The organism is Pseudoalteromonas caenipelagi, from assembly GCF_013140855.1.
GTDB classification, from domain to species: domain Bacteria; phylum Pseudomonadota; class Gammaproteobacteria; order Enterobacterales; family Alteromonadaceae; genus Pseudoalteromonas; species Pseudoalteromonas caenipelagi.
On the sequence record NZ_JABBPG010000003.1, the window covers coordinates 507,185 to 520,376 of the forward strand.

The 13,192-nt window shown below is 43.1% G+C and carries 6 protein-coding genes; 2 read left to right on the plus strand and 4 right to left on the minus strand.

Translation table 11 applies throughout. From position 1 onward, the window contains the following. Positions 1 to 11 precede the first annotated feature (11 nt). The 3 genes from HG263_RS10565 to HG263_RS10575 are packed head-to-tail and all read right to left on the minus strand — an operon-like array spanning position 12 to position 8,003. Entirely contained in the window at positions 12 to 4,931 is a 4,920-nt protein-coding gene (locus tag HG263_RS10565; protein ID WP_171626039.1) for a non-ribosomal peptide synthetase, read from the minus strand. After that, the gene (locus tag HG263_RS10570) at positions 4,932 to 6,959 is read right to left on the minus strand and encodes an AMP-binding protein (protein ID WP_171626040.1); all 2,028 of its coding nucleotides are present in this window, start codon (positions 6,957 to 6,959) and stop codon (positions 4,932 to 4,934) included. Positions 6,960 to 7,016: 57 nt separating this feature from the next. Beyond that, a complete protein-coding gene (locus tag HG263_RS10575) occupies positions 7,017 to 8,003 on the minus strand; it encodes a TauD/TfdA family dioxygenase (protein WP_171626041.1) in 987 nt (328 codons plus the stop codon). Positions 8,004 to 8,716: 713 nt separating this feature from the next. Here HG263_RS10575 and HG263_RS10580 point away from each other — a divergent pair. Together HG263_RS10580 and HG263_RS10585 are read left to right on the plus strand one after the other, a co-directional pair. Next, entirely contained in the window at positions 8,717 to 10,918 is a 2,202-nt protein-coding gene (locus HG263_RS10580) for a TonB-dependent siderophore receptor (protein ID WP_343043982.1), read from the plus strand. 74 nt (positions 10,919 to 10,992) lie between these two features. Then, positions 10,993 to 12,195: a PepSY-associated TM helix domain-containing protein gene (locus tag HG263_RS10585; protein WP_171626042.1), complete on the plus strand. Its 1,203-nt coding sequence runs from the start codon at positions 10,993 to 10,995 to the stop codon at positions 12,193 to 12,195. A gap of 13 nt (positions 12,196 to 12,208) precedes the next feature. Here the strand turns inward: HG263_RS10585 and HG263_RS10590 are convergent, their stop codons facing one another. Beyond that, complete coding sequence (locus tag HG263_RS10590; RefSeq protein WP_171626043.1) at positions 12,209 to 13,117, minus strand: TIGR01777 family oxidoreductase; 909 nt, start codon at positions 13,115 to 13,117, stop codon at positions 12,209 to 12,211. Between the last annotated feature and the right edge of the window lie 75 nt (positions 13,118 to 13,192).

Below are 13,192 nucleotides of genomic sequence, written 5' to 3' on the forward strand. Positions count from 1 at the left end.
ATATCGCTCATTTAATGCTGTGTTGGTTGCGTGCTGCGGTTGCTTGGGATCGCAAGTTCGTTGAGTAAACGAATAAATGCCTGATCGTCTATGTTGGCAAGCGTAAAGTCAGCGCCAGTTACTCGCCCATTGTTGCTATCGAGGCAGTGCGCAATAATCGCCGCTAAATTGTCGTGAAACGCGTGGGTAACGCTGTTCATATTGCTAAATGCGCTATGGAATTTGGGGTAACTCCAATGAATATGAAGCTGTTGGTTTTGCACTAAAATATTGATATCAAGTAAATGGGCTCGACGGTTTTTGGGGTCTCTTGTTGCAGGTACGAGCCCAGTTTCGAGGCTAAAGAGCGCCTTGATATCGCTGTTACGACTGCCTAAAAAGTTAAACGATACAAGATTTGAATAGCCTGTTACGAGCGCGCTGTTTTGAGCTTGCATGTAGCGTAATAAACCATAACCAATACCTTTATTTGGAATAAAACGTAACTGCTCTTTAGTGGCAATAATGTCTCTTTCGAGGCAGTTGGTTACACTAAACTTTTGTGCAAATCGAGTGGTAAACCACGCAACGGTTCTAGACACATCTTGCTCTTCATGTTGGGCTAACAAGTTAGCTTCTCGGCCATGACCCTCGAGCTCTATGGTTAGTTCTGGTAATTGCCAATGAGAGGTAAGCGTCCGTGTTAGCGCGCATAGCAAGAGTTCTTGGGTGTTGGTATTGTAGGCAAAATTTGCGTTGTTCAGCAGTTGCGCTGTCATCGTGCTATCTAACGACGTAACCATTGTTTGGGCGTCTTGATATAGATTGTCTACTGGCTCATCAAATATCGGTGAGGGTGTTAGTTGAGATTGCCAGTAAGCTTGCTGTGCTTGAATAGCTGAGTCGTTTGCAAGCTCGCTAAGGTAGCGTTGCCACTGTGCGAATTCGCAATGAACGTCAGGCAATGCGCTCGGCTTTCCTTGACTGGCAGCACTATAGCTGGTCTGTAAATCATCGATGATCACCTGCCAAGATACGGCATCCACAACCAGGTGGTGCGCGGTACATAGCAAAACATTATCAGCTTTAAAGTGTACAAAGCGTACTAAAGGCGCGTCGGACAAATTAAATTGGCTTTGATAAGTTTTAAACGTATCTTCACAAGCTGCTTGCTCGGTCTGCTGAACAACGTTACTGAGCCAAGTCTGTTGATACGGGTTGTACTGTTGCTGCCATGTGCCATCTTGGTTGTTAAAAGACATACGCAGTGCTGCGTGTGTTTTCAGCACTTGTGCACATGCCTGTTGCAACGCTGCAAAGTCTAGGTCGCTATGAATATTTAGCACCACTGACTGGTTCCAATAGTGCGGGTTTGTAAGCGGTTGTTCAAAAAACCAATGCTGTATTGGTGTTAAAGGAAATGGCTGCTCGCTGAGCGGCGTCTTTTCGTTAGTTTGCACTGTGGCAGGCTGATTAACAAGCGGTAAATGAGCGATGAGTTGGGCGATAGTTTTATGTGTAAATATATCTTTAGGCAGTAATTGAATGCCTTCTTTTCTGGCTTTGGCAACCAGCTGTAGGCTCAAAATTGAATCTCCACCGACTGCAAAAAAGTCATCATGAGCTTGAATATTTTGGTTATTTAATAGCTCCCGTACAATCGCTAGCAGTATTTGCTGTGCTTTAGGTATGTTGGCTTGTACAAGATGCTCGGCTAATTTGCGTATCGTTTTATATTCAAACAGCTGTTGTGGTTTGATGTTAATGTCTTTTTTGCGCGCTTGAGCGATGACTTGTAAGCCCAATATTGAGTCACCGCCAACACTGAAAAAATCGTCCTCGACGCTAATATGAGGGCTATTTAGCAAAGACTGCCATATTTCGAGCAACTGCGTTTCAATCAATAAGTGCTCAGCGGACAATGCCGTTGCTGGTTGATGCGCTGTAAGCGCCGTTTTTGTGCTGCGTTGCGCTGCGTCTTGGGCCAGTGATTTGCGGTCAATTTTACCATTTGCAAGTCGCGGTAGTTGCTCGACGCTATGCCACTGGGTTGGCACCATGTAACTGGGTAGTCGTTGAGATAGTGTTGTTTTTAATTCATTGAGTTGTTGTTCATCAGCGGCCACGTACGCCAGCAGCTGAGTTTGACTGTCATCATTTTGGTCGGCAATAACGACTGCTTGAGCGCAATATTGTTTAAGCACGGCTTCTACTTCGCCTAATTCTACCCGATAACCGCGTATTTTAATTTGCTCATCGTTACGACCAAGAAAGTAAACGAGACCGTTTTTTATTACAACGTTATCACCGCTGCGGTACCATCGAAGGCCTTGTTGCTCATAAAACTTTTCAGCAGTCAGTTGGCGCTGATTTAAATAACCACTGGCCAGTGCTGGACCACCAATATGTAATTCTCCTGGCAGCCCTTGTGCTTGAATTTGACCACACGCATCGATGACTTTAATGTCATAGTTTGGCAGCGGCACACCGATAGGTTGAATGGTGTTTGCACTGGGATCACAGACTTTATGTACAAGTGCGCCAATGGTTGCTTCAGTCGGACCGTAGTGATTGTATATCGCAACTTGAGGTGCATAACGCTTAACTGCCTCGATAACTTGGCTCGTAAGTGCCTCTCCGCCAAATATCAGTGTATGTAACGGTAGCAACGCCACATCGGCTTCAGCTTGGAGTAAACCGTAAAAGTGTGAAGGCACAATTTTTAAACAATCTACAGGATGGCGTTTTAGCTCAGCTAAAAGCGCTTGGCTATCAAGCGCTAGTTGTTCATTTAATACGCGATACTCGCGGCCTGTTAGTAATGCGCCAAATAAAGCGGTATAACCTAAATCGGCGCTGTGTTTGGATAAGCTGGTCATGCTGGCTGTTTGGCTTAACGGTATTGTTTGAGCTAGCGCATCCACATAATGAACTAAATTACCGTGTGTTAGCTGAACCGCCTTAGGCTGTCCTGTTGAGCCTGAGGTGTAGATCAAATAGGCTTCATCTTGAACACTGATCTGCTCTAGAGTCAGGGGCTTATTCTGGCTTGTCGCAATACTTGTTAATTGCTCGCCACTTAAAAAGTTAACCTGTGTGCCGAGCTCAGCGTACAGCTCATTGCCAACGAGGAGTTTAAGGTTGGCATCTTGCACAATATAATCAATGCGCGCTTTGGGCCAATCAATGTCTAGCACCAAAAATGATCCACCTAATTGCCAACTAGCCAACATAGCGATAACTTGCGTACAACTTCTTTGGAGGGTAATACCCAGTCTGTCGCCTTGGCCAAAACCGTGATTTGTCAGTTGTATACAGGCACGCTTAACCAATTCATTCAGCTGTGCGTAGCTATATTCTTTTTCTTGCTCGCGCAGGGCAGTATGTTGAGGATGCATCTCAACTTGAGTAGCAAAAGCTTGCCAAGCGCTGTGACTACAGGCGTTACTTTTTGCTGCGCTTAATTTTGCCTCAAGCGACGGCGGACAACTTAATAGCTCACGGTAGGGAGTGGTTGCATCACGTAGCAATTGTTCAACCCAAAAGGTGAACATAGCTTGGAAGGTTTCAACTGTTTGCTGTTTATACAGGCTGTTGTTGAAACGCCATTTGCATGTGAATGTTTCACTATGATCGACAACCACAAGATTAAGCTCATGGGCTGCACCGCGCTGTTCAGCCATTAGTTGTTGCTTGATTTGCTCGTTAACCCAGAGATCGTCAGGCGCGCTGTTGAGGGTGAACATGTGTTGAAACACGGGACTGCGCTGCGAGTCTCGATCGATGGTTAATTGGTCAACTAGTTTTGCAAATGGATATTCCTGATGCTTTAGTGCGTCTGTACTTTGCTGTTTAACGCGGGCAAGAAATTGTGAAAAGCGCTCTGAAGGGTCTATTTGGCAGTTTAGTGCTAATGGGTTAACTGTATAGCCAACAATTTCCGCGTCTTCTGGCGCTAAGCGACCGGCACTAGGCGTGCCGATAACAAACTGTGTTTGCCCCGACAAGCGTGCCATAAACCACTCAAAAGCAGCTAGCCACCAAATATAAGGCGTAATGTTGTGATTGCGGCAAAATGTTTTGAGCTGGCTAGTAAACGCCTGTGACATGTTGTTGTGCAGCTCTTTACCAGCAGAGTCCATGTTTGCTTGGTGGGCAAAATCTGTTGGTAAATTTAACGCTGTGATAGATGTGAGTGAGTCTAACCAAAACTGCTTATCTGCTTGATTGAGGGCATTGGCTTGGCGTTCACTCCACTTCTGATAAGAATGATTAGGATAGACCCTTTGAGCTGTCTTTTTACCGCCGAGTAAGCGAATAAAATCTCTACGGATAATATCAAACGAAATAAAATCAGCGGCAATATGATGGATTGTTATGCTAAGAAAGCATTGTGTTTTACTGTTTGTTGCTAAGACATGATTGTGTGCCAAGGCAATATGGCAAGTTTTGTGCTGATCTGGCGCAAGTAATGTATCAGCCTGTTGTTCAAGCCAGCAATGTAGCTGTGTTTTGCTGATGTTCTTAAACTCGTAAAATTGTGCTTGTGCGGGCTTAAAATCAGTGAGCCATTGCACAGGTTCACCCTCACGCTCGCCATAATTCAACGCTAAAACTGGGTGGATATCACATAATTTTGCAAATGCAGTGTTGACCTGCTCTGTTGTATAAAGTTCTTTTAACTCAATAGTATATGCCATATTGTAGGCAACACTGTGCGGGCGCATACGATATAAAAACCACAATGCACGTTCGTTGGCGCTCAACGCACGGGCATCATAATAATCAGGCTGCGCTTTCAATAGCGATAGTAATTGTGGTTTGTTTGCTTTTAAGCGCTCGATAAGTTGTGGTGTCATGACACCTTCTTCAGCTTTAAAGCTTAAGTTGCCATTGACTTCAGATAGCTTTATGCCTTTTTTCCAACATTCTTGCAGTAATGTCTTCGCCATTTAAAGCACTCCTTCTGTTGGCGCTTCATTGGCTGAGGCTTGATTTTTTTGTGCATATTGCGCAGCCAAATAAATCGATAGTTGTTCGATACTTGGGTAGCTCAATACAATGTCTACTCTGACGCTCAAGCCTAATTGCCTAGATAACTCATGTACCAAAGACATCGCATCAATGGAGTCAAGCCCAATTTCCATGAGGTGTTGTGAAGGGGAAAGACTCGTTATTGCTTGACCCAATCGGTTACTTATCCACTGCATCATCCAGCTGGTGATATGGGGGGGGGCAAATGCTTGTAATGGTGCAACAGTGGTGTTGCTAATAGGCGCTTGTTGCCATGTGGCGACGGCTTCCAGCTCATTGTTTATGTAGGCTTGCTTACACGCTAATCGTTGAATTTTTCCTGAGCTGGTTTTACTCAGTGCTGCTGGCTTGATCAGCACAATTGCCGTAACCCTTAATTCGTGCTCTTGGGCTATGAGGGCTCTGATCTGTTTAAATAAGGGCTCATAATCGTCAAGCTTCATCGACTCTCTGGTAAGCTCCTGTACCAATACTAACTCTTTAGTATTATTGTCGTGCGCAACTTCGAAGATGGCACCTCCATGTACGGTGAGCTGCTTATTCAGAGACGTTAATGAATGCTCAATGTCTTGAGGGTAATAATTACAGCCATGTAAAATCAGCATTTCTTTTTTGCGGCCAGTAACATAAAGTTGTTGTTGCTCAACAAAACCCAGATCACCCGTTGCCATAAAGCCTGGCTCGCCAGCAATGTTTAAGTTAAATGTTTGTTCATTGAGATCTGGTTTTTGCCAATACCCTCGAGTAACACTTTCACCTTTATACATAATTTCGCCAATTTGCCCGTCTGGAAGTGGCTCGCGGGTGTTTGGGTCGACGATGCACAGAGGGAGCTGCTCTATTAGTTGCCCTGAACTTGCAATGGACTTTGTGTTAAGTGAGTCGATTTTGATTTTGTCTACGCTAAACGCTTGGCTATCAACACTCAGCAGTTTATATGGCTTATTAATGGGTGTGGCGCTCACCAATAAGCATGCTTCTGCCATGCCATAACTGGGCTTAATAGCAGTTTTAGCAAGGCCTACATCATGAAAATAATCATAAAAGCTATCAAGCGTGTGTGCATTAATTGGCTCAGCACCATTGACGAACACGCGCAATGAGGAAAGCTCAAGCGTAGATTTTTGTACAGCCGTCACTTTTTCAACCGCTAAGTCGAATATGAAGTTAGGGGCGGCGGTCACCGTCGCTTTTAGATCAGTAATGGCTTGCAAAAGAACATACGGGTTTTGTGCTACTTTGGCTGAGGCTAAGAAATAAATGGTTGCACCCGCTCTAATGGGTGACAAAGTTGCGCCAACGCAGCCCATATCGTGATACAAAGGCAGCCAATTAATCATGATGTCTGACTGGCTCATATCATATGTATCAATTATTAGCCCAGTATTTGAAAGCAAGTTGTGGTGAGACAGCATCACGCCTTTTGGTTGTCCGGTTGACCCCGAACTGTATTGTAAATAAGCAATATCATGACTATCGATGTTGGCAGCTTGCCAACGTGTTGCATCATTGATATTTAACTGATCAGCAAACACGGTATTGATTTTTAAATCGTGCGCTTTACACCATTCTTCAGTTGCTTCGCTGTCTTGACTTAAGCACACAAGCGTATTTGGTTGGCAGTCTTGGACTATGCTATTGAGCCTGCGCCAATCACGTGCTTTACGACGAGCAGGATAAATAGGCACAGCAATTACCCCGGCGTAGATACAGGCAAAAAATGCCACCACATAGTCAATACCATTTGGCATAAGGATCATCACTCTATCGCCAAATTTGTTGTGCTGTGACAATGTGTAAGCCAATGCTTTAACACGTTGTGCTAGTTGCGAATAGGTTAGGGCTTGGCTGTCGCTACCTTGATATATAGATAATGCAATTTGATTGGAATTTGTTTGCGCTTGATGTTCGAGTACTTGTTGCCAGTTACTAAATTGACCTTTCATGTTATTTACTCTTTTTTAGTCTGGTTGTAATTAGGTTTTTAAGGTACGAAAGCTGATTTAGGGTTGTTCGCTATAGCCTTGCGCCATAGCGACAATGACTTTTCTAGCGCCGCTAAACGTACTGCGGCCATGTGCAGCAAGCATGTTATCGAGCATCATGATGTCGCCTTGCTGCCATGCAAAGCTCACTTGGCACTGCTCGAGTACCTCTCGAATATGTTGAAGGTCTTGGTCTTTGATAGGGCTGCCGTCGCCGTAATACACGTTTCTTGGTAGGTTTTCTTCGCCTACAATCGAGATAAGCGTGTCTCTAATATGCTCATCTAGGTTGGAAATATGAAATAGGTGGGCTTGGTTAAACCAAACTTGCTCATGAGTGACCGGATGTGTTGATACTGCTTGGCACACTTGCTTGGTTTGCAGCTCGCCATCTTCTTTCCAAATACACTCAATATGGTGTTGAGTGCAAAATGCCTCAACTTGTGCTTTGTCTGATGTGCCAAAAGCTTGCTGCCACGACAAGTCTAAGCCGTTACCGTAATTGCGAATATATAACAATCCATGCTCTACAAAGCGCTCGCGTATAGCGGGGTCAATTTTTTTGTATACAAGTCGGCTATCTGCGATAGGTGTTTCGCCATTTTGCTCAGGGGCTACCTCGCAATGAAACCAAATTTTGAGTGGCCAACTTAAGGTGTATGCTTGTTCATTATGTAAAGGGATCACTTGATGGGCAGGATACTCCGTAGAGGTATAAACACCACTGGACACTTCATTACGTGGTGTTGAAGCATAATCATAATTTAATAGGTCATGCCCAAATGCACGCGCGAAGGCATTGAACTCTTCAGCTCCTTTAATAGCAAACCCCCTGAACAATAGCCCTCCTTGAACATGTAATTGCTGTTCAACAAGCTGCTTTATGTCGTCGATACACGCTCGCCAATCAGGACTATTTATCGGTTGAACTAGTACAGGTAAACCTGTTGGATGAAAATGATGATCTATAGAAATTGACTTGAAAGTCAAAGGGTTAATTGGCATGACGTATTCCCTCAAAAGAAACTATGACAAAGCGCTGTAGGCTATTAAAGCAACACCAGCGAGATAGAAGTTACGCATGATAAAGCGAAAGAAAAAACAGATCAACAATCTAAATGATAATAATTACCATTTATTTTAAGGTTGATTGGGTTCTCTAGTTTGTCGCTTGTTAAAGACTGTAGGGCGTTGATTTAAACAATATGCTTTTGTTACGGGTAGTTTATGCAAGCGCCCATGAGTTTAGGGTCTGTTTATATTCAAGTTTGTTTTTACAGCCCTTTGGGCTCAACAGAGTGCGCCTTGTTCATTGTTGCGAAACTTTTGCTTGGATTGCTAGGCGGCAAGTCGAGTGTCGCGACCAAAGCACACTCAAAGGAGCAAAAATTAAACAACAAAGATCAACAGGCCCTAATTTTAAGAAAGTGAATAATAAGCACAAGAACAATCCCTATGTTTTATGACAGACCGATTATTGATAAATCACGGCACAGTTATGAATAAATTAATAGCAGCAAAGTTCATCTAAAATTGTTTGCAAATGAAAATTGTTTTCATTAACATGCGTAAAACTAAATAATAAATACGAATATATATCATTACCAAAAGCGTTCCCTTGTTGGTTTTCTCTTAAGCATAAGCCAAGCAAGGACTGATTGGTAATTCAGTATTAGTACATATTTTTATTGTCACTTTGGCCGCATTAGGAGTGCTTTGTGAAACAATCTTATACAACTGCTTTGTTTAAAAAATCGTTTATTGTTATGGCTGTCGCTTCGGCGTTGTCACCGGCCTTATCTGTTGCCCAAACGTCTCAAGAGAATGATATTGAAGTCATTACGGTGAAGGGGCGTGCTGCACAGTTTTACTTTGTTGAGCAAGCAACGATGGCCACGAAAACACCCACGGATTATATGGATCTACCGCAATCTGTACAGGTGTTAAGTAAGCAATTAATTCAAGACCAAGCCGCGCGCCAAACAACAGATTTATATCGTTCTATTTCAGGTGTAACCCAGTTTAGTTATTCAGGCGTAACAGCCCGTGGCTTCAGACAAGATCAAGTACGTTACGACGGCGTACAAGGTGATCCGTATTCTGGCTTTTCGATTCCACAGTTATTTAATGTTGAGCGTGTTGAAGTGCTAAAGGGTCCAACGGGTATGCTTTATGGTGCAGGCCAACCGGGTGGACTACTTAACTATGTAACAAAGAAGCCAAAGTTTGAGCAAACAACAGAATTTACATTGTTCACTGGCAGTGATGACTTACTAGGTGGACATGTAGAAACGACAGGTATCTTGGTTGATGACAAAGTTGCATATCGTTTGGGTGCTTTTCATCAAAACAAAGATAGCTTTCGTAATAATGCCGTAGAAGCTAACTCTTTGTTATCAGCTGGGTTAACTTGGTATGCAACCGATGCAACAGAGCTTATCTTCCAATATGATCACATTGACCAGCAGCTAGACGGACACCGCCTGCGCGGCGTGCCAGTCAGTGATGATGGGCACTTTTTAACAGACATCAGTTATAGCGCCAACGAAAAATCAGATTTTCAAGACTTAAAAGCCGACGTTTTCCAGTTTACCGCCAATATAGACATTGCTGATAATTTGACTAATACCACTGTAATACGTGCCTTTAACAATAAGCGTAATCAGCAATATCATGAAAATTTAGGCTTGGTAGGTGATTTATCTGATTCGCAAAAGGCCCAATACTTGCCAGTATTAGACATGTTGGGAATGCCTACACAGGATACAGCCATGACGCGCCAGTTCCGTGACCAAGCGCGTGCAAGTGATGAGTGGAGCATAACCACTGATTTTGTGTATGAAGGCACTTTTGCACAGATAGAGCATACAGTCTTGTTTGGTTCTGACTACACCTCAATTGATGAGACTTTTAGTAGTAAAATTAGCGACTTGAATAGAACCTTAACCGCTGAGTATGCAGATCCTAGAGAGATGTTAAACCCAGAGATCCACGTATCAACGTTGGACATGGTTAATCCGCAGTATACTGCTGATTCGAGTAAATACCGACTATTTGACCGACCTACACAGGAAACACAGAGCACTCGATTGGGTGTTTATGTACAAGATCAAGTACGTATTAATCCACAGTGGTTAGCAATTGCAGGTTTACGTTACGACCGCTTTGAAGATCAAGGCCAAGAGCAAGATAGCAACATTAGCCCTCGTGTAGGCGCTATTTATCAGCCAAACGAAGAGATGTCGATTTTTGTAAACCGCTCAGAAGGCTTTACGCCACAAAATACACCAGAAGACTCCACAGTGACTTTGACTCCTGAGCTGAGCTTGCAGCATGAACTTGGTATCAAAAACGTGTGGCTGGATGGTTGTTTAACAACCACGTTTGCTGCTTATCATATTATTAAAAACGATGTGACAGTGAGTAACCCTAATTACGTTGAGGGTAGTGGCTTACCAGAACAGTTACAAATTGGTGAAGTAACCAGTAAAGGGATTGAAATTGACGTGATAGGTGATATCACAGAAAACTGGACAGGTACAATTAACTACGCTTACAACGATGCCACAGTGACAGGTGGTAACCCTGATGATATTAGAAACACTGTAGGTAGTGAGTTTGTTAATGCACCGGATCACACTTTAGGTATGTGGACACGCTATGCGTTACCTAACATAAATTCATCTGTTTCTATTGGCTTTGATTATGTGGATGAGCGCGTAAGTTTAAGTGGTCAAACGGTGCGTTCATATGTCACTTGGGATGCAAGCTGGCAGACTCAAATTGATAACTTTGAAATTCAGCTTAATTTAAAAAATATCTTTGACAAAGAATACGCAACGAGCGGCTTTAATAAGCGCAACGGGCACTTCCCTGGTGAACCAAGAAGTGTTGTGCTGCAGGTCAGCTACGCGCTTTAACGCATAAGTATTTGTTTTTGTAGGCCTCACTAACGTGGGGCCTTTCGTGTTTTAATTACTTAGCATTGTAAATTATGGATAAAAAAACCTGGTACAAATGGCATAGTTTTGCGGGGATTAAGCTCTCGATTTTAATTTGCTTTATCTTGATCACCGGTACGTTAGCCGTTATTTCCCATGAAATAGATTGGCTAGCTAACCCGAGCAAACGTGTTTTACCCGCTGTTGACTCATCTCAAGTGAATTGGTCTGCGGTTTATAAACAAGCCAGACAAAGGCAGGGCACATATACAATTCAAAGCATTCACTCACCCATAAATAATTGGTTTGCAGTCGAAGTGATCACCCAAAATGAGCAGGGGATAAGGCACAGAGAATATTACCATCCTATTACTGGGCAGTATCAAGGGGATGGGCGTTGGTATAATTGGCAGCGGTTTTTTAGGATGGCTCATCGGCACCTCATGATGCCAACCATCTATGGAACATCGATTGTTTGTGTTATGGGTTTACTGATGTTCGTCTCACTCGTTTCTGGCTTTTTTATGTTCCCTAAGTGGTGGAAGAACTTTTTTAGAAAGCCGCGCACGCAAAACCGCAAAGTTTTTTGGAATGACTGTCACCGACTGTTTGGTTTGTGGTCTAGTTGGTTGTTACTCGTTGTATGCATAACGGGCATTTGGTATTTGGCAGAACTTTGGGGGTTAGACGCTGATTTCCCAGCGCAACAGGATCAAATATTAACAGCTCAGCAAGCGCCTGTTATGCCCAGTCAGGTTGTTTTTGACAAGGCTTTAGAGCGAGTCAAGGATTACCACGATATGCAAATTAAGGCGATTATTATGCCGTCAAAAAGGTGGAATACGCTTATTTTTCAAGGACAAAATGATACATTACTTGTGAGAGACCGTGCTAATAATGTGATTTTTAACCCCTTAAATGGAGACTACGTATCACGACGTTTTGCGCAACAGCAATCCTTGCATGTGCGTATTTCAGAGGCGGCAGATCCATTACATTTTGGCACCTTTTACGGGATTTCGAGTAAAGTTGTTTACTTTATTTTCGGCTGCGTTTTAAGTGCGTTGGCTGTTACCGGTACTTACATGTATGGTTTAAAGCTTGTTAGGCAGCACCGAGACGTTCCCGTACAGAGCAAGCAAGTTTGGCGCTTATCTTGGCAAGGTATGCATTATGGGCGATGGTTGAGTATCTTATTAATAGTCATTTGCCTTATATTGACCGTGATTATTTTTACCAATACGGTGATACTTTAGATACTGATTAAGCCTACTCGTTGTTTCTAACTAATAGGCTTTTCAAAGCTTCATTTATATTGTTATACCGAAAATGGTAACCTGCACGTTGCAAGCGCTTTGGCAAAACAGCTTGGCCATAAATAAGTAAATCAGCCATTTCTCCAAATAACATTTTTAAAATATTTTCAGGCATTGGAAACAACATTGGTCTGTTAAGCGCACGGCATAATGCTTTGGTAAAATCATAATTACTCACTGGATTCGGCGCGGTCGCATTGAATACTCCACTCAACTCATGGTGTTTGAGTAAATACAAAATGATATGAGTCATGTCATCGATATGTATCCAAGACATCATTTGTTGACCACTTGCAAGCTTACCGCCTAAACCGAGCTTAAAAGGTAGCAACATTTTACCCAGTGCGCCGCCGTGTTGACTTAGCACAATACCTGTTCGCAAAATACACACCCGAGTGTTAGAGCTTTGTGCACTCATAGCAAGCTCTTCCCACTGTTTGCATAAAGTGTGACTAAACTCTTGATATGGGTGTTGGCAGCTTTCATCAATGAGTGTGTCATTATCTTGTCGACCATAATAGCCTACGGCACTGCCCGAGATGAAAGTGTGCGGTGGATTTTTCGCCTGAGCTATTTTTTCTACAATTTTTGCGGTGATATCAAGACGGCTATCGCGTATTTGCATTTTTTGCTTTTCGGTCCAGCGGCTGTCCGCAATGGGCTCCCCAGCTAAATTGATAACAGCGTCAAGATCATTGAAGTCAACATCCTCTAGGGTATCTACACAGGTTACCCGGTTTTTAAATTGTCCCTGCGCTTTAGGTACGTTGCGAGTTAATACATATACTTGGTGCTTGTTGTATAGAAATCGACATAGCTTATCGCCAATTAGCCCCGTTGCACCAGTCACCAAAATATTCATACCAACATACTCAGCCAATTAAAGTTTATCTGTTAAGTGTAGGTAATATACGGAAAATACTGAATAAAGATCATA

Bases quoted from the DNA above. Each gene is read 5' to 3' on its own strand.
- HG263_RS10565 (WP_171626039.1), bottom strand. From the start codon at position 4,931: ATGGCGAAGACATTACTGCAAGAATGTTGGAAAAAAGGCATAAAGCTA.
- HG263_RS10570 (WP_171626040.1), bottom strand. From the start codon at position 6,959: ATGAAAGGTCAATTTAGTAACTGGCAACAAGTACTCGAACATCAAGCG.
- HG263_RS10575 (WP_171626041.1), bottom strand. From the start codon at position 8,003: ATGCCAATTAACCCTTTGACTTTCAAGTCAATTTCTATAGATCATCAT.
- HG263_RS10585 (WP_171626042.1), top strand. From the start codon at position 10,993: ATGGATAAAAAAACCTGGTACAAATGGCATAGTTTTGCGGGGATTAAG.
- HG263_RS10590 (WP_171626043.1), bottom strand. From the start codon at position 13,117: ATGAATATTTTGGTGACTGGTGCAACGGGGCTAATTGGCGATAAGCTA.